Origin of the sequence: Hoyosella altamirensis (assembly GCF_014191505.1) — a bacterium.
Taxonomy (GTDB): domain Bacteria; phylum Actinomycetota; class Actinomycetes; order Mycobacteriales; family Mycobacteriaceae; genus Hoyosella; species Hoyosella altamirensis.
In genome coordinates, this window is record NZ_JACHWS010000003.1 from 116,057 (window position 1) to 134,001 (window position 17,945).

13 protein-coding genes and 1 pseudogene are annotated in these 17,945 nt (G+C 61.2%); 6 read left to right on the forward strand and 8 right to left on the reverse strand.

Features of this window, described 5'->3' with window-relative positions:
- Nucleotides 1–10: 10 nt before the first annotated feature.
- Both FHU29_RS14625 and FHU29_RS23300 read right to left on the reverse strand, forming a co-directional pair.
- Nucleotides 11–1,447: an alanine/glycine:cation symporter family protein gene (locus tag FHU29_RS14625; RefSeq protein WP_064440458.1), complete on the reverse strand. Its 1,437-nt coding sequence runs from the start codon at nt 1,445–1,447 to the stop codon at nt 11–13.
- A 143-nt stretch (nt 1,448–1,590) separates the two neighbouring features.
- Nucleotides 1,591–2,175, reverse strand: a complete 585-nt coding sequence (locus FHU29_RS23300) for an LGFP repeat-containing protein (RefSeq protein WP_232322970.1) — start codon at nt 2,173–2,175, stop codon at nt 1,591–1,593.
- A 475-nt stretch (nt 2,176–2,650) separates the two neighbouring features.
- On the opposite strand from FHU29_RS23300, the gene FHU29_RS14635 reads away from it, so the two are divergent.
- Nucleotides 2,651–3,328, forward strand: a complete 678-nt coding sequence (locus FHU29_RS14635; protein ID WP_083962328.1) for a lytic transglycosylase domain-containing protein — start codon at nt 2,651–2,653, stop codon at nt 3,326–3,328.
- Nucleotides 3,329–3,349: 21 nt separating this feature from the next.
- Here FHU29_RS14635 and FHU29_RS14640 read toward each other — a convergent pair whose 3' ends face one another.
- Nucleotides 3,350–4,267 (reverse strand): LysR family transcriptional regulator, encoded by a 918-nt coding sequence (locus FHU29_RS14640; RefSeq protein ID WP_064440459.1) that lies wholly within the window; start codon nt 4,265–4,267, stop codon nt 3,350–3,352.
- 124 nt (nt 4,268–4,391) lie between these two features.
- Here FHU29_RS14640 and FHU29_RS14645 point away from each other — a divergent pair, with 124 nt between their 5' ends.
- Nucleotides 4,392–7,859, forward strand: coding sequence for a bifunctional proline dehydrogenase/L-glutamate gamma-semialdehyde dehydrogenase (locus tag FHU29_RS14645; RefSeq protein ID WP_064440460.1), 3,468 nt, complete (start codon nt 4,392–4,394; stop codon nt 7,857–7,859).
- A 139-nt stretch (nt 7,860–7,998) separates the two neighbouring features.
- A complete protein-coding gene (locus FHU29_RS14650; RefSeq protein WP_064440461.1) occupies nt 7,999–9,609 on the forward strand; it encodes an SLC13 family permease in 1,611 nt (536 codons plus the stop codon).
- 140 nt (nt 9,610–9,749) lie between these two features.
- Here the strand turns inward: FHU29_RS14650 and FHU29_RS14655 are convergent.
- A pseudogene (locus FHU29_RS14655) lies at nt 9,750–10,253 on the reverse strand (M15 family metallopeptidase); the annotation flags it as partial.
- Nucleotides 10,254–10,381: 128 nt separating this feature from the next.
- On the opposite strand from FHU29_RS14655, the gene FHU29_RS14660 reads away from it, so the two are divergent.
- Entirely contained in the window at nt 10,382–11,038 is a 657-nt protein-coding gene (locus FHU29_RS14660; protein WP_064440462.1) for an MBL fold metallo-hydrolase, read from the forward strand.
- Between the two features lie 31 nt (nt 11,039–11,069).
- Here the strand turns inward: FHU29_RS14660 and FHU29_RS14665 are convergent, their stop codons facing one another.
- Together FHU29_RS14665 and FHU29_RS14670 are read right to left on the reverse strand one after the other, a co-directional pair.
- Nucleotides 11,070–11,873, reverse strand: coding sequence for a DUF559 domain-containing protein (locus FHU29_RS14665; RefSeq protein ID WP_232322971.1), 804 nt, complete (start codon nt 11,871–11,873; stop codon nt 11,070–11,072).
- Between the two features lie 170 nt (nt 11,874–12,043).
- Nucleotides 12,044–12,379, reverse strand: a complete 336-nt coding sequence (locus FHU29_RS14670; RefSeq protein WP_064440463.1) for a cupin domain-containing protein — start codon at nt 12,377–12,379, stop codon at nt 12,044–12,046.
- A gap of 666 nt (nt 12,380–13,045) precedes the next feature.
- Here FHU29_RS14670 and FHU29_RS14675 point away from each other — a divergent pair.
- On the forward strand, nt 13,046–13,588 hold the full coding sequence (locus FHU29_RS14675; protein ID WP_064440464.1) for an NlpC/P60 family protein: 543 nt from the start codon (nt 13,046–13,048) through the stop codon (nt 13,586–13,588).
- 292 nt (nt 13,589–13,880) lie between these two features.
- Here FHU29_RS14675 and FHU29_RS14680 read toward each other — a convergent pair whose 3' ends face one another.
- Nucleotides 13,881–14,027 (reverse strand): hypothetical protein, encoded by a 147-nt coding sequence (locus tag FHU29_RS14680; RefSeq protein WP_157095114.1) that lies wholly within the window; start codon nt 14,025–14,027, stop codon nt 13,881–13,883.
- 88 nt (nt 14,028–14,115) lie between these two features.
- Between FHU29_RS14680 and mreB the strand changes: the two genes are divergently transcribed.
- A complete protein-coding gene (gene mreB / locus FHU29_RS14685; protein WP_064440465.1) occupies nt 14,116–15,102 on the forward strand; it encodes a rod shape-determining protein in 987 nt (328 codons plus the stop codon).
- 6 nt (nt 15,103–15,108) lie between these two features.
- Here mreB and FHU29_RS14690 read toward each other — a convergent pair whose 3' ends face one another.
- A complete protein-coding gene (locus tag FHU29_RS14690; protein ID WP_064440466.1) occupies nt 15,109–17,940 on the reverse strand; it encodes an FtsW/RodA/SpoVE family cell cycle protein in 2,832 nt (943 codons plus the stop codon).
- Nucleotides 17,941–17,945: the final 5 nt, after the last annotated feature.

A 17,945-nucleotide genomic window follows, 5' to 3' on the forward strand; every position in this document is an offset into this window, starting at 1 on the left:
TCTCGAAAGCCTACTGGGCGCGCGTGGGTTCGCTTTCATTTTCATGACCCCAGCACTCGACGCCCTTCAGCTCCGGCATTTCAGAGACGGTGAACGTGGGATTAATGCCCTGCTTGCGCTGAGCGACGTAGTGATCGAGCAGCCGGAACGTGATCACCGCGAGCGGTGCGATGGCAAGCAAGTTGATCAGGACCATGACGCCCATTGTGAGGTTCGCCATCTCCCATACAAGGTCGAGCGCCGCGATCGAACCGAGGAACGCGCAGCCGATAATCGCGAGACGGAACCACATCAGCGCTCGCGGCGATCTCGTCAAGAACTCGAGATTCGCATACCCGATGTAGTAATTCCCGAGCAGTGAACTGAAAGCGAGGATGAAGATGACGACAGTCAGGAAGTGGATTGCCCAGTCACCGAACTGCACCGACAACGCGTGCTGAGTCAGCGTAGCGCCCTCTCGCTCACCGAAATCAGGTTCCGCGAGGAGGATGATGAACGCCGTCATGCTGCAAATCAGCATGGTGTCGAAGTAGACGCCGAGTGACTGAACCAGCCCTTGCTTAGCCGGGTGGGAAACCGCTGCCGTCGCGCTTACGTTGGGAATGGAGCCCATTCCCGCCTCGTTCGAGTAGAGACCACGCTGCATGCCATGCAGAAGCGCGGCGCCCAGACCACCCGCAACGACTTCCCGGAAACCGAACGCGTTCTCGATGATCAGCCACACCATGCCGGGGACCTCGGGAATGTTGAGCGCGACGACAACAAGCCCGAGACCTACATAGGACAGGGCGAGCACGGGCACCAATACCTGAGTGACGTGGGCGATGCGGCGTACACCGCCGAAGATAACCAGAGCTAGCAGTGCCGCGACCGCCACTCCAATGCCCGCGAGAAAAAGCGGTTCGGTGTTTCCCACTGAGTTCGAGATCGAGTCAGCAATCGTGTTCGCCTGCACAGTGTTGAAAACGAGGCCGTAAGTGATGATCGTCACGACTGCGAATAGCACTGCTGGCCAGCGCTTTCCAAGTCCTCGGGAGATGTAGTACGCAGGCCCGCCACGATAGCTATCGCGGTCTTTGAACTTATACAACTGCCCGAGCGTGGACTCAACGAATGAGGTGGCCGCGCCGATCAACGCAAGCATCCACATCCAGAACACCGCGCCCGGACCGCCGAGGGTGATAGCGATGGCGACGCCAGCCACGTTGCCTGTGCCTACGCGCGCGGCAGCAGAAATCGTGAACGCCTGGAATGACGAGAGGCCTTTGCGGCCATTCTCCATCACCAGGGAGGGTTCTTTGATGACGCGCACCATCTCGCCGAACAGGCGAATCTGGGCGCCTTTCGACCAGATTGTGTAGACGATGCCCGAGAGCACCAGAATCGTCAGCGGGAGGTACCAATACCACTCGTTGACGGTCGTAATGACGTCAATTGTTCGTTCCACTGCGCTACCTGCCAAAAGTGTGATGTCTGAGCGATTATCAGGTCACGTTATCGCGGTTTATGCCCAGCGGCAGCGGATCTGGGTGATCAGTCAACGCCACAGCAAGCGCGGCCCAGCGTCGCTGGACCGCGCTCCACCGAGGGTCAGCTCATCGAAATATCTTCGGCGAACATTCCATCGCCCTGATCCGTCCAGGTGATGGTGCCGTTCTCGAATTCGCTTTCCCAACCTCCGTCGGTTTCGTCCTCGTCACTCGTGGGGAATCCGAGCTCCCCCTCCGGACCGCCACTCTCGGTGTAGACGCGCAGAATCTCACCTTGGACAAGGTGCGCACCCGTCTCCTCGCTCCAATAGATGGTGCCATTCTCGAACTCGGCTGCTGTACCGTCGCCGATCGTCTGTGGCTCACCGGTCAGGGCTCCAAGTTCAGGACCCAGTTCCGCGTACTTCTCGGCGAGTTCGCCTTCCAGGACGACTTCCGTGCCATCGGCGGCCATGACCGACTCAGATTCCGTTTCAGCACCTTCGCCGCCCTCGGCGTCCTGCTGCGTCTCATCCTCGGCGCCCTCAGTGGTTTCTTCGTCACCACCAAGCGTGTCGGTGACCGTGCCCGCACCATCCTGAAGTTCGTCCGTGACTGTTGCGCCGTCGTCGCCACACGCTGAAATCACGAGCGCAGCAGCGAACGCGGCAGCCAGACCAGCCATGCGAGTGGACTTCAACTGCATAGAGCAGCCTCCTCTTTTCTCTATGGACTCACCATCATTTGCGGCCGTCAGCTTGCGGCCACCACATAGGGGACCACATACGCACACAAATTTCTCCAGATAACACGAATATCACTGCGGGCGATTGATTTAAAATGGACAATACTGTCAATTCGCCAGTTTCGAATATTTGTCAGGGAATCTCACAAATTCCCAGAGCCCAGTCCGAATAGTTAGTTCGGTTAAGCATTCGGCAGTTCCAGCAGGCCTGCATCGCGATCCGCTCGCATCCCTGGCGTGCTAGATCACGATGTGACATCCACCATGCCTTTAAAAACGAGAACGATAATATCAAGCCACCAAATCATGGGGCTAACCTGGGATTTTACCGTCACGTCTAACATGGTCGGCGCATAGCCTTCGTTATACGCCCGTTATGAAGCCAGCCACATAGTGTAGAAACCAGCGCGGCACAACCGCGAGACTTTTCAGCGTTATGAAACTTCCTGCAATTTTCGCCGCATCCGCAATCGTCACCGTTGGCGCCGCCGCCACCATCCATCACGCATCCAGCGCAGAAACGTCAGCCCCAGCGGCCGACGTCGCCGCAGCCGAAGCTCTCACTGAAGACGCTGGCCACAACAGCGAGGCCGGTCTCGCGGCCGCTGCCGAGCACGACGCTCCTCCGCTTCCAGCACCCGTTCCCGCAGAATTCGCCGAGTGGATTATCAAAGCGAGTGGTGAGTGCGAAGGCGTCACTCCCGGCCAGATCGCCGCGCAACTGTTTGCGGAATCAACCTTTCGCGTAGATGCAGTCAGTTACGCGAATGCACAGGGCCCTGCCCAGTTCACGCCCGAGACATGGGAGGCGTGGGGCACCGACGCCGATGGCGATGGGGTCAAGGACCCCTTCAGCATCCCCGACTCTGTGACGGCGCAGGCGAAATACATGTGCCACAACCTTGAAAGCGTCGAGCAGGCAATCCACGATGGGAAAGCCGAGGGCGACGCTGTGGATCTAGCACTCGCGTCCTACAACGCCGGATTTGGCGCCATCCTCCGGTTCGGCGGGATGCCCAGCGGGGGCGACTACACCACCCAGACACAGCCCTACGTCGAAAAGATCCGGGACCTCGAGCAGGCATTCAACGCGTACTTCGAAGCCAGGGTCTAATCCGCTACTATTTCGTAAGAATTACCAGAAGCTCGCGAGATCCCGCGCGGTTTCTTCCAACGCGCTGCGAATTGCACGCACCGCAGGATGCCGCGCGCTCGAAGCCCGGATGGCGGTGAAGATTGTGCGCCTTGGATCGCCTTCAAGCCCGAGCAGCCGGGCGTGCGGCTCCCTGCCGACCCACACGAGATCGGGAAGAAACGCGACCGCGTTCCCGGACTCCACGAGCCGGACGTGCGCCTGCAAGTCGGCAGTTTCAAAGCGGACGTCTGGTTCAAATCCCGCCTGCCTGCATGCTTGCTCGGCCCAATGGCGGGACGCGGAACCACTTGGCTCCATCACCCACGGCAGTTCACTTGCGGCATCGAGTCCGCTGACGGCGCTGAAGTCCGCGGCGGCACCGTCGACCGGCGGCAGCGCGAGCCGAATCGCATCCCCCGTAAGCAACTGACGATCAAGGCCTGCGTAGTGCGGCGCGGCGTGCCCCGGGTACTGCTCCGCAACAACGAGATCGAAATCCCTGGCCCAGGTTTCGTGCAGTGCCGTTTCAGGCTCGTGCTGCACCATTTCGATGCGGACTTTCGCATGACGTTCACGGAGCAATTGAAGGGCCTGCGGAATAAGTGCAAGCGCCGCTGTCTGAAACACCGCCAGCCGCACGGTGCCAGTGACCGTCACGCTCGAAGCTGCCAGTGCCGCCTCGGCGCGCTCCAGGCAGTCAAGAAGTTCGGTGGCGTGGTCGACAAGAAGAACAGCCTGAGGAGTCAGCTGCAGGCGCCGACCAGATTTGCGCAACAGCACGACACCGGCCTCACGCTCCAAGATCGAAAGCTGCTGTGACACCGAGGAAGGACTGTAACTCATGGCAGCTGCGACCTCGGAGATCGTTCCGCGAATGCTGAGTTCCCTCAACAAGCTCAGACGGTGAACATCGAGCATGCGTCGCTCCATTCTTTCGGTTTTACCGCACAATACTCTTCGGAAAACGTCGCTATACCTGAAGGGATGACCGGGGTCATACTCAGAAGACAACGACTGACGCACCCTCAAGGAGGTCCTGCTGGTGAGCACGATCAAGGACAACAGCGCAGCGGTTCTCCCACAGGACCTCACTGACGAAGCTATTCAACTCGTTCGCCATTGGCTCACGGAGGGCGCGAAATATCCCGTTGACCGGTCCGCCGAGCAACTCGCCGGGGTCCTTAACGACCCGAACGGCCTCGACTTCACCGTCGGGTTCGTTGACGGTGTCATCCGCCCCGAAGATCCACGCGTCGCGGCGGCGAACCTCAAAGCTCTCGCACCGAAGGTTCCCGCCTTCTTGCCGTGGTACATGAAGCTCGCGGTTACGCTCGGCGGCATACTTGCCGTTCTCGCGCCGAAGCTCGTGATTCCAGTAACGCGGAAAGTTCTGCGGCACATGGTCGGTCACCTGATCGTCGACGCCACCGACGCCAAACTCGGCAAAACGATCGAGAAGATCAAGCGGGACGGGATCCATCTCAACATCAACCTTCTTGGTGAGGCCATTCTCGGTGAGTCAGAGGCCGCCCGTCGTCTCGACGGAACACGTCGGCTCCTTGCCCGAGATGACGTCGACTATGTGTCGATCAAGGTGTCCTCCACCGTTGCGCCGCACAACCATTGGGCCTTCGACGAGGCCGTCACTCATGTTGTCGAAAATCTGACTCCCCTCTACCGCCAAGCCGCGAACGCGTCCCCTAAGCGCAAGTTCATCAACTTGGACATGGAGGAATACAAAGATCTCGACCTGACGATCGCGGTCTTCACCGAACTTCTCGACAAGCCCGAGTTTCGCGACCTCGAGGCGGGAATCGTCCTGCAGGCCTATCTGCCCGACGCGCTTGCGGCCATGATCCACCTCCAGCAGTGGGCATCTGACCGCGTCGCCACGGGGGGCGCTCCCATCAAGGTCCGCGTCGTCAAGGGCGCGAACCTTCCCATGGAAATTGCTGACGCGGAACTGCACGGCTGGCCGCTCGCGACCTGGCACACCAAACGCCAGTCCGATACGTCATACAAGGCTGTGCTCAACTATGCGCTGCGTCCCGAACACACTCGCAACGTTCGCATCGGAGTTGCCGGGCACAACCTCTTCGACGTTGCGCTCGCCTGGCTGCTCGCGCAGGCCCGTGGAGTCACCGACGGCATCGAGTTCGAAATGCTGCTCGGCATGGCGACAGGTCAGGCGGAGGCAGTGCGGAAAGACGTCGGTTCCCTCCTGCTCTACACCCCAGTGGTCCACCCTCGCGAGTTCGACGTCGCGATCGCTTACCTGATCCGCCGCCTCGAAGAGGGCGCGTCTAAAGAGAACTTCATGTCCGCCGTATTCGAGCTCGACAAGAATGAAGCACTGTTCGAGCGGGAGAAGCAGCGCTTCATCGCATCCGTCAACGAGCTGACCGACGACATCCCTGAAACGCACCGAATTCAGGATCGTCGCCAGCCTCAGGCACCTGGACTGCGTGAAGGCTTCAAGAACACCCCTGACACCGACCCGGACCTGCCTGGAAACCGGGCCTGGGGCCGCGACATCGCAGAAAGAATGCAGACTTCCCAGCTCGGTATCGAGACCTCCGACAAGAACTGGGTAAGTTCAGCTGAAGAGCTCGACACCATCATGTCCCGCGGCGTCTCGGCTGCTGAACAATGGCAGTCGCTCGGAGCGAATGAACGCGCCGAAATCCTGCACCGCGCGGGTGACGTTCTCGAGTCGAAGCGCGCAGACCTCCTTGAAGTCATGGGCGCAGAGTGCGGCAAGACGATCGATCAGGGCGACCCTGAGGTGTCTGAAGCGATCGATTTCGCCCACTACTATGCCGAGCGGGGCCGCGACCTCGAACACGTCGACGGCGCCCAGTTCGTGCCATCGAAGCTGACAGTTGTGACGCCGCCGTGGAATTTCCCCACAGCCATTCCAGCGGGATCCACGTTGTCCGCCCTCGCCTCCGGATCCGCCGTAGTCATCAAGCCAGCACATCAGGCGAAGCGCACCGGTGCCGTGATGGTCGAAGCGCTCTGGGAAGCGGGCGTGCCACGCGACGTGCTGCAGTATGTACAGCTGGGTGAGCGCGAACTAGGTGCTCAGTTCGTGTCGCACCCCTCAGTGGATCGGCTGATCCTCACCGGCGCATACGACACCGCGAAGCTGTTCCGCTCCTTCCGGCATGACCTACCCTTGCTGGCGGAGACCTCCGGAAAGAACGCGATCATCGTGACACCGTCCGCTGATTACGACCTCGCCGCGAAAGACGTCGCCTACTCGGCCTTCGGGCATGCTGGACAGAAGTGCTCAGCCGCCTCGCTGGTCATTCTTGTGGGGTCTGTCGCGACCTCGCAGCGTTTCCGGAACCAGCTGCTCGACGCGGTGCGCTCGCTCAAAGTCGGCTCTCCGTGGGACCTCCAAACACAGGTCGGGCCAGTTATCGAACCCGCACAAGGGAAACTGCTTCGCGGTCTGACCACACTGGGCGAGGGCGAGTCGTGGGTCATTGAGCCCAAACAACTCGATGAATCGGGCAAGGTCTGGCGCCCCGGTATTCGGGAGGGCGTTAAGCGCGGGTCCGAGTACCACATGACGGAGTACTTCGGCCCCATCCTTGGCATAATGACGGCGCCTTCTCTGGAAGAAGCCGTGAACTTCGTGAACGATATCGAGTACGGCCTCACCTCTGGCCTCCATTCGCTGGACCGCGACGAGATCGCCTACTGGCTCAGCACCGTTGAGGCCGGCAACTTGTACATCAACCGTGGCATCACGGGAGCGATCGTTCAGCGTCAACCGTTCGGCGGATGGAAAAAGTCCGCCATTGGGCCCGGGACGAAAGCGGGTGGACCGAACTATCTGATCGGCATGGGCACGTGGCACGACAGTCCCGTCATCACAACTGGGGACCTCGGCGATACGCAGGCCGCACTACTGTCAGCCGTGCGGAACGCCCTGTCGGCAGAAGCCGTGGACTGGCTGCGGGACGCGCTGTCGACCGACGCCGCGATCTGGAACGCTGAGTTCGGACGAGCGCAGGACAAGACCGGATTGCAGTGCGAACGCAACCTGCTGCGTTACCGGCCGGTTCCCGTCACCGTCCGGTACGAGGCCGCGAGCTCCGGCCACGGTGCCGCAGAACTTGTGCGTGTTGTAGCCGCGGGGCTGCAGGCCGCCTCAGTGGTAACCGTAAGCAGTTCGTCAGCCCTGCCTGAGCAGGTGAAGCTGGCTCTCACCGCGCGCGGTGTCACTGTCGAGGTCGAGGACAATGACCAGTGGGCTTCGCACGTTGCACGCCTGGCCGCACGGACGGGACCACATTCCGGTGCCCGGATCCGCCTCATCGGTGGCGACTACCAGGCCACTGCAGACGCCGCCGGTGGTAAACCTGACGTCGCGATCTATGCGTCACCCGTTGTGGCAGCGGGGCGCGTTGAGCTTTTGCCGTTCGTGCACGAGCAAGCCGTGTCGATCACCGCCCATCGCTACGGGACACCAAATCATCTGACCGACGGGTTGATCTAACGAGCCGCGCCTCGCGATCTGCTTACTGTCAAAAGCGGTACACATCTCCCCCGAACCAGTGAGACTAGAGGGAAACCTGCGGCGTCTGTGGTGACGCTGCAGGTTTCCACGTCCACCGCGTAAACGGGATTGGAGTGTCATGGCTTCAGACGGCGCCACCCAGACAGCACGCACATCGGTCGCCAGCGAACGGCAAGACGTCGGCTTCGCGCCAGCAGTTCCTCAGCAGCCGGTCTCACCAAGACGGTTGTGGACTGGGCGGATCCTCGGGCCGGTGCTTGCCTTGCTGGCGTATTTTCTGATTCCGGCACACGAAGACCTGTCGACTGCAGGACGGACGGCTGCCGCAGTCGCAGTGCTCATGGCGGTCTGGTGGATGACCGAGGCTATCCCTCTCGCCGCAACAGCGCTGATTCCGATCGCCGCGTTCCCGGTCCTCGACGTCATCGCTATCGGCGACGCGACAGCACCCTATGCGTCACCGACGATCTTCCTTTTCATGGGTGGTTTCATGATCGCCCTCGCGATGCAGAAGTGGAACCTGCATAAGCGGATAGCGCTGCACACCGTGCGCATCGTGGGAACGCACCCCCGTCAGGTAGTGCTCGGGATGATGATCGCGACTGCGTTCCTCAGCATGTGGGTCAGCAACACCGCGACCACTCTGATGATGCTGCCGATCGCGATCAGTGTGCTCGCTCTCGTCACCAGCGGGACAGATGCGGCCGAGGACAAGAACATCCGGAACTTCGCGGTGTGCTTGATGCTGGCGATCGCGTACGCGGCCTCCGTCGGAGGCCTCGCAACGATCATCGGCAGCCCGCCCAACGCCATCATGGTCGGGTTCGTCGACGAAAACTACGGCATCACCATCAGCTTCGCCGACTGGATGAAAATCGGTGTACCGATCGGGGCGGTCTTCCTGATCATCGTGTGGGTGCTCCTGACCTACGTCATCTACCCCACCAAACTGAAACAGATCATCGGTGGAAAAGAGATGATCCACAAGGAAATCCACGAACTCGGGAAGATGTCACACGGCGAGTGGAATGTCCTCATCGTGTTCGCGGTGACAGCCCTGCTCTGGGTTTTCCGGGACCTCATCGCCGACTTCGACGCACTGACTTCCGTCTTGCCATTTATGGCGAACCTGTCCGATGCCGGTATTGCGATTGCTGCGGCTATCGTACTTTTCCTGTTGCCCGCGTCGACCAACGGCAAGAACGGTAACGCCGATAGCGAAGGGGGCACCAAACTGCACGGCACCCTCGACTGGCGGACGGTCCAGAACGGTCTGCCGTGGGGCGTGCTCCTCCTCTTTGGCGGCGGCCTGAGCCTCGCCGGTGCCGTGCAAGAAACCGGCCTCGACGAGTACATCGGCACTCAGGTCGGCGGTCTCGGCGCGTTGCCGATCGTGCTGCTAGTGGCGGGTACCTGCGGAATCGTGCTGCTGCTTACTGAACTGACATCGAATACCGCGACCGCAGCGACCTTCCTGCCGGTGCTCGGCGGTGTCGCACTGGGCCTGGGCATGGATCCGATGCTTCTGCTGCTGCCCGCAGTTCTGGCCGCATCGTGCGCGTTCATGCTCCCCGTCGCCACCCCGCCGAACGCGATCGTCTTCGGTTCTGGCCAGGTCACGATCGGCCAGATGATCCGCGCGGGAGTCTGGCTGAACATTGTAGGAATCGTGCTGATCACGATCGCGGTGTTCGCGCTCGGATCCTGGGCGATGGGGATCTCACTGTAACCCGGGGGTCAGTCGAGGTTGAAGAAAGTGGCGAGTTCTGTTTCGGCCGCTGTCACGAGTTCCGCGAGACCAGGAATATCGGGCAGCTCGATCGAGAGAGTACCGGTGCCGCCATCGCTCAGTGTGGTGGGCCGCGGCCAGCTCGCATCAGGCACCATGGGTGGACAGATACCACCAGGCACGGTAGCCAGTTCGAAATGCCACCACTCGTTTTCGTAGGTGCGGCACAGCCCGTACCTGGCGCCATTGCGCTCGAGCCAGCGCGCCCCTTCGACCGGGCCAACATCGATCGCGTGGCCACTGACGTGAGCTGATTCATCGGGGGGAAGGACCCACCTGCGGGCAGCGTCAGGGCTGCCGTGAGCGCGAACGCCGTTCTCCCACAACTGCTGCTGCTCAGCGTGCGAGCGTTTGCCGGACGTGATCCACAGCGGTACACCTTCTCGGCTGGCGTCCGCTTGGGCCGCGAGAAACGCGCGCGCGAGGACCGGGTCAAGGCCTGCCGTGCCGCTATTCGATGTGAGTCGCACGGACACTGGGGCGACGTGGTGATTTTGTCCCGTGAGAGCGAGGACTCCCAGAGCGAACAACATCAGCGTTAGCCCCGCAGCAGCCGTTCGGCGAAAGTTTCCGCCATTGATCATGGGAATAGTCATCTGCACCCTCACCTTTTACTGAGCAGGGCCATGTCGACTAGCTCAGAGTCGATGGCGCTATGCGGGTAGGTCTGTTCACGCTATGACACCACCCCAGGTACTGGAAGGAGCGCGCTATGAAGAAAATCCGCAGCGACTTGTGGGAAACCGAACCGGAATATCCTGCACCAGGATTGAGCACCCACGCTTATTTGTGGACACCTCCAGAAGGCAACATCCTGTTCTACAACACCACGCACGCGCACGAACTTGATCACATTGCGCAACTCGGCGGTGTCCGCCACCATTACCTCAGCCACCAAGACGAGATCGCCCCCTCACTTCGCATCATCAAGGAACGTTTCGGCTCGCAACTGCATATTCATCGCGCAGAAGCACACCTCGCCGCTGAGAAGGCACCCGTCGACGATCCGTTCTCTGATCGGCATACGGTCGATTCCATCCTCGAAATCATTCCGACGCCCGGGCATACACCTGGCAGCACCTGCTATTTAGCTAAGGGCGCCGAAGGCACCTACCTGTTCACGGGCGACACGATCTACCGCGGGGCCGATGGACGCTGGTTCGCGGGGTACATCAAAGGCTTCAGCGATGCGGTTGCGCTGGCTCAAACGCTCTCGGTTCTCGCCTCGCTCGCTCCGGACGTTGTCGTGTCAAGCGCTTTCGCCGGAGACTCCGGGGTGACAGAGCTCGGGGACGCACAATGGGCCGACATCGCCCGCGGCGTACAAGAGCGCCTGGTTAACCACACTCGCAGATCTGAAGAATCGTGAAAGATTTACCCTCCTGAGGAGGGATAATCCTTCACGATCCGCCGGCGGCACAGCGCAGCGCCGTATGGATCTCCGACAAGACGCGGTTTGGCTCATTGTTGAGGTGATGCCAGGAGAAGCGCAGAACTCGCCAGCCCGCGTTCACCAGAACGTTCTGCCGTTCCATGTCAGCCCGGAATCGGTGCGCATCGCGGTGCCACGCCCAGCCGTCCACTTCGATGGCGAGACGCTCCCTGACGAACGCGACGTCAATTTCGTAGCCGCAGCTCCAGAGATGCGACTGCCAGCCGGTAACTCCGGCACGGTTCAGCAGCTGATGCAGTATTCGTTCAGCCGCCGATGAGCCGCCCTGTTCCGCGACGTCGAGCAGGTGTCGTGCGGCCGCTGCCCCTGCCCTGCCGGGATTTCGCTCATGAACTGCGCGCAGAATCGACAGCGACGTGTGTTTCTGAAGCGCGCGGTCCAGGAAGACTGATCCCTCGCGCAGTTCTACCGCTGTTTCGAGAATCGTGAGTGGAATATCTGTTACGCCGAGTCGGCGCACTTGGGAAACATCGAGTCGATGCAGATCCCGGTACCGAACAGCAGACTCAGGCCGCTTCACCCGCCGGTCCCGCGGCACCGTGACCGAAGGCTTCGGCGGCGGGTTCGTGAGGAGACCGTGCCACCATGCTGCACTCAGGCCGCTTGCGACTGCTCCCGGTCCCGCACCATAGACAGCAGCACGCAAGACCACGGCCGCGCTGTGCGAATGATCCGCACGCTGGTACACGCCCCAGCCGAGGCGCCTGAATTCCTGCCTGCGGACCTGCCCATCAATGGCTTTCGGCGTCATCCCCGCAGTCAGCATCTGCTGGCGCGTGACAACCCCATCTTGCCTGGCACACAAAGCTCTCACTTCTCGCGGTAACACGAGAAATGTAGACGCAAACGACGCGGGGATCGGTTCCCCTCCATGATCGTGAAGGATTTTCCCTTCTGAGGAGGGAAAATCCTTCACGATCCTTAATACTGGTTGATCGCGGTGGTGAGGAGCACGGCCGAGTCATCGAGCGCGTCAAGGCTGTGGCGAGCATGTGGAAGGACGAGAAAGTCCCCTTCGCTGAGCTCAGCCGCCACGCCCTCGGTCTGCAATTGAACCCGGCCCTTGATGACGTAAAGCGTCGCCTCTCCCGGGTTCTCATGCTCGCTCAGTTCTTCGCCCGCGGTGAGAGCGATGACCATCTGGCGGAGCGTGTGCCCACTGCCCCCGTGCAGGATCTCGGTGTTGCGGCCGTGCGGGGCTTCCGCGGCGCGCGAGATCAGTTCCTGCGCGAGTTCTCGAAGCGATGCGGTCTCCACCGTGAACTCCCATCGGCTATAGCCAGGCGTGCTGCTGTCTTCCAGATCACAGATTAGCGGAACCAACCGACTTGCGAGCGCGTCTTAACTCCCAGTGCAGGTGAATAGGGGGGTTCCGGGTTCCCTGTGCTCGGTCGCTGCTGGGATGGCGGAAGCCCGTCACTATGACTCGCTGCCCGCCGTCCCAGTGGTCACTTCGTGAAATGAGAGAAAGCGCACTCTAGATAAACGATTACGTGAACCAGCGGGCCGGGCAACTGCGTTCGTCCTGACGTCATGACCAGCAATTGCGTGCGATCAGATCGAGGCAAAAAGTCGACGCGGCAGCGGCCCAGGTCGATCGATTGACGATTCCGCAAAGTTTTACCTTCCTTGACGGCACCGCGAGTTCAAAACCACATGTCAAGGCGGCTTCTGCACTTCCAGATGACAAATGCAACGCCATACCGTGGGGGAATTCACACTCTTCGCAATGAGAAGCAGACCACAGCGAGATTCGATATCTGTTCGTAATCTGTTCGAGACAGATTGGAGTTGTTTTCGAGAATGCAACTCTCAACGCCAAACCCTAAGAACTGGGCGCGAGCATTACCACTGACCAATCAGGACTGCCGGGCCACCGAAAGTCCAAGCGCGGCCAATGGAACAAGGAGAGAACCAAACCTCATGGCTACCACTCTGAAGCGAACCGCACGCACGGCAATGATCACCGGAATCCTTTCGGCTACCGCACTCATTCCCGCGATGCACGCGTCTGCAGATCCGGTCACAGTACCGGGCGTCGGTACCTTCGACGTTCCTCCCCAGGCTGCCGCCCAGTTCACTGGGAATACCGCCGTTGACATCGCAGCACCCGCGGTTTCACAGGGCCAGGCAATTGCCGATTCCGCTCTCAGCAAGGTCGGGGCGCCGTACTCGTGGGGCGCAGCTGGCCCCGACTCGTTCGACTGCTCGGGCCTCGTCCACTGGGCACACGCACAGGCGGGGAAATCCGTGCCCCGCACCAGCCATGACCAAGCATCGGGCGGCAGCCCCGTGAACATCAACGACCTGCAGCCCGGCGATGTCGTTCTCATGTACAGCGGAGCGTCACACGCCGCTATCTATATCGGCGGCGGACAGGTTGTACACGCACTCAACTCGTCGGCCCCCGTCAAGGTCGATAGCCTCGGCGACTTCCCCTTCCACAGCGCGCGCCGCTACCACTGACACGGCGAGTTCGAAAGCGTCGCTGAATTCAGTAACCCCCTGTCATTATTTATGGCAGGGGGTTACTGATTGCGTTCAAATTGCGTTTTCATCACGGAATTATCAAAACAGAGAGTTGAAAAGTGGATTCGTTAGTTAGCCATAGCAAACTAACGTACCAATTGGGACAATTGAGGCAGGTCATCAGTAGATGGCTGATCAGGGGACATCGTCCGAGTGGCGAAGGGATGTGCCTGCCATGTCAATCAACATCGGCGCCGACATATCAGTGGCAATCGCTACGATGCTGAGCTTACTTTTCGGCTTCCCGCCGCCGAAGAAGCGTCACCATCGTCGTCATCACCGTCCGAAGAAGCACTGGTAGATCGAGCAACGCGAAAGTCACGGCATACGCTGCGCCTGGATTGGATCCGGCGCAGCGCTCGTCTGCATCTCGCACTCAGCACCTTGATAGCAGGTCCGTCGAAAGCCCCTACATGCCAGCAAATCACGGTAGATTTGTGACTACCATCACATTGGGAGGCACTGTGGACGGATTAGGTATCGACCTGGGGACCGCTAACACCGTTGTGGGGAGCCCGTCGGATGGAATCATCCTGAATGAGCCGTCCGTGATGCTCGTGAAAGCGAAGGATCCATATCGCGCAATGCTCGTCGGCGCGGACGCGCGAGAGTTGGTGGGGCGCACACCTGCTGGGCTCAGCACGGTGCGCCCGATGCGCGACGGTGTCATCGTCGATCTCGATTCCGCACGTGCCTTCCTCAAGGCGATCATCAGGAAGGTTGTCCCCCCGTGGCAGCTCGCGCTTCGCCCGAAAGGAGTCATCGCCGTCCCTGCGGGTGCCACGCCGCTGGAACGCCGCGCGCTGCTGGAAGTGGGCCAGGAAGCGGGACTTCGGAAGGTGGCACTGGTTCCTGAACCGGTTGCGGGTGCTCTCGGCGCGGGAATCAACCCGCTTGAGCCGCGCGTGCACCTGGTAGTCGACATCGGCGGCGGCACAGCGGAAATGACGGCCTTCTGCTACGGCGGTATTCTCGCCCACCAAAGCTGCAAACTCGCCGGTGACGAGCTGACAAGCGCCCTTTACCATTATCTTCGCGCTGAACACGGAGTGGTCGTGGGCGAACTGACCGCCGAGAACGCGAAGATTCACATGCACGACGCTGGCGAACAGTCACTCATTCTCGAAGGCCGCGACGCGTCCACCGGGCGCGTTCGCCTCGTTACACTCAGCACAGACGAAGTGGCGGAAGCGCTGCGTCCGACCACCACCGAGATCGTGCATGCACTCGCCGCGTGCCAGGAGGAGCTGCCCGCTCAGGCAGTGTGCGATGTGCTCGCTGAAGGGCTCATCGTCATGGGGGGCGGTGCACTGCTCGGCGGGCTCACCCAATTGCTCGAGGAAGCCTCCGGCTTTCCTGTCAAGGTCGCTGACCATCCGCTGACGTGTGTTGCTGAAGGTGCTACACGTTGCTTGTCCCAGCCGGAGGTACTTTCCGCGTTCGCGGCGTGATCGCCATCATGGCAGCCCTGGCGGGTCGGAGGTGTGCCGGTTCTCGGCGTAGAACTGCAGGAGGTCCTTGACGACCGGGCCCGAGGCTGCTGACCCGAACCCGCCACCGCGCACGAATGCGGTAACCACTATTTCTGGCTCCTCGTAGGGCGCAACGGCTGAGAACCAGGCGTTTGTCCCACCACCTGGAGCAGATGGATCTTCGGCGGTCCCCGTCTTCGCGGCGGAGCTGATCGGCAGGTCCGCCAACTGTCCGGCAGTGCCGCCCGTGACCGCGGCCCGCATGCCGGCACGGACCGGGCCCAAATTGTCTGCGAACGCGAGCCGCTGAGGCGCGGGAACAGGTAGACGGATGTACTCGTCAGTCCCGTACGCATCGGCGATCCTTGGTGTCACCATCGCTCCGGTAGAGATACCGGCTGTCCATCTCGCGACCTGCATCGGCGTGACGCTGACCGTGCCTTGCCCGATCCCCATCAGCACTGTCGATCCTCCATACCAGGTGCCACCGATGCGGGCGACCGTCTCCGGCGTCCCCAGAAACCCGCTTATCTCGCCCGGAAGATCGATACCGGACCGCTCCCCCACGCCAAGAGCCTTGGCAACCTCGGCCATTCGGTCAGGGCCTAGCATCACCCCGAGCCGGTAGAAGTACACATTGTCGGACCACTGGAGAGCTTGCACCAAGTTGTGTGGGCCCATTGGCTGCCAGTTGCGGAACGTGTGTCCGCCGTAAACGTAGGCTGCGCCCGTCGGCATGACGTACGCGGGCGAGAGAGCCTGATAGTGAGCGTTCGCGGCAGCGACGACAATCTTGAATGTCGAGCCTGGAGGACCGGCGATCTGCGTGACTTTGTTCAGCATCGGATGGCCCGGAGCGTCCGCGAGAGACTGAATCGCGCCGAGATCGGCGGGAGGGCTATACACGTTGTTGTCGAAGCCCGGCACACTCGCCATCGCAAGCACAGCCCCGGTTCGGGCATCCATGACCTGTACTGCGCCCAGGTCGCCCCCATTGGTGCGGATCGCGTCGGTGAGCGACTGCGTCGCCAGACGCTGCATCTCGAGATCTATGTGCAACCGCAGATCATGCCCATGCACGGGGTCAATACGCTCAGCTGGAGCAACGGGAAGGCCAGCAGGGTCGACAAAAATGCACTGCCTGCCATCGACGCCACGCAGAACCGCATCGTACTGGCGCTCAATACCCGCAGCACCTACTACCGCTCCAAGCGCGAGTTCAGGCCAGCGCTCCAAGTCATCGGTGCCACCAATCCGCACGAAACCCAGAATCTGCCCGAGGATCTCACCATGCGGATATACACGGTCACCCGACGGTATGACTAACACACCGGGCAATCCTGCGTCGATGATCTCCTGGGCCTGGTCGGCGCCAACAGCCCCCGCACTCGCGCTGAGTTCCTCACCGCGCGCGCTGATCATCTCAGTGAGTTCGTCTGGCGGCGTCTCCACTAGTGCCGCCAAGTCATCGACATCATCTGCACTGAACATCCCCGGCACTACCTGAACCTGATACTCGTGAGAATTCGTCGCGAGCGGTGCGCCGTTCCGGTCGAGAATCAGGCCGCGTTCGGCAGGTATCCGGATGCAGCGCGTCATCTGCTCGTCACTGAGGGCCAGCAACTCGTCCCCACGGTTGTTCTGGAGTTCCCAGATGAAGCCCGACATCACGATCAGCAGTGCGCTGACCAGAAGCGCCCCTGCGCGCGCGCCGCGCGGTTGAGGATGCGCCCTGCCTGGCGGGATCCACAGCGGCCGTCGCACCCCGTCACGTCGCACGGCAAGAACAAGACCGATCGCGGCCAGGTGCACCGTCATCACAGTTCCGCCGTAGCTGAACAACGGAATCGGCAGTCCAGTGTGTGGCAGCAGTGACAGATTGGCCGCGACGGAGACCAGACCGTGCACGCCAAAGAGCACCGCCACCCCGGAGGCGATCAGGGCGCCCTGCGGCGTCCGCGCCACACGCGCCGCGAGAGCGCAGCGCCACACCACGATCAGGAGCGCAATAATGACCGCTAGACCCGCCAGCAGGCCCCACGCGTAGACGAGACTGACAAAGGCAAGGTCGTGTTCGCGCTCTGGGACGTAGCTGGCGCGCAGCGGGTAGAGCGGATCCGAAGCAAGACCGAAGAGACCGCCTGCGCCAATGGCAATTTCGGCTTGCACAGCCGCCCACCCCGAACCTGCTGGATCGTGGTCGCCGCTCAGGAAAACCTGAATCCGCTCCAACTGGTAGGGCCGCAGTGCAAGAACCGCGAGCGGCACTGCAGCTATCGCGATGCCAAATAACGGCAGCAGAGGGAGCAGCGGAACGCGACCGAGAATCAGAAGCATCACCGATGTCGCACCCAATACAAGCGCCGTGGAAAGGTCTGGCTGCAGAGCCACCAGCCCAATTGGTACACACGCGACGCCCAGCGCAATGATCAACCGCCATGGCCGATAGCCGCGTCCGAGGACAGTAGCGATCGCGAGCACAACGGCGAGTTTTGCCAGATCAGCGGGCTGCATGCTGATCGGCCCGATTTCGAGCCACCGCTGGGCGCCCTTCACTGAGACCCCCACGATTGGTACTGCAAGCAGCAAAGCAACCGCTGCCCCGTACAAACTCCAGGAGAGCAGGGTCAGATCGGCGAGCTTGATTCGCGAAAGCGCAAACACGAGAACGAATCCGACGACAGCGAAAACCGCATGCCGGAGTGCCGTGGAGTCCATCCCGAGCGTGAGGAGATTGAGAAGCCCGAACAGCACCAGTACCGCCGCGCTGCCCACTAGCAGCGGATCAGATGCGTTCTTTCGCTCTCCTTGATGCATCGCCA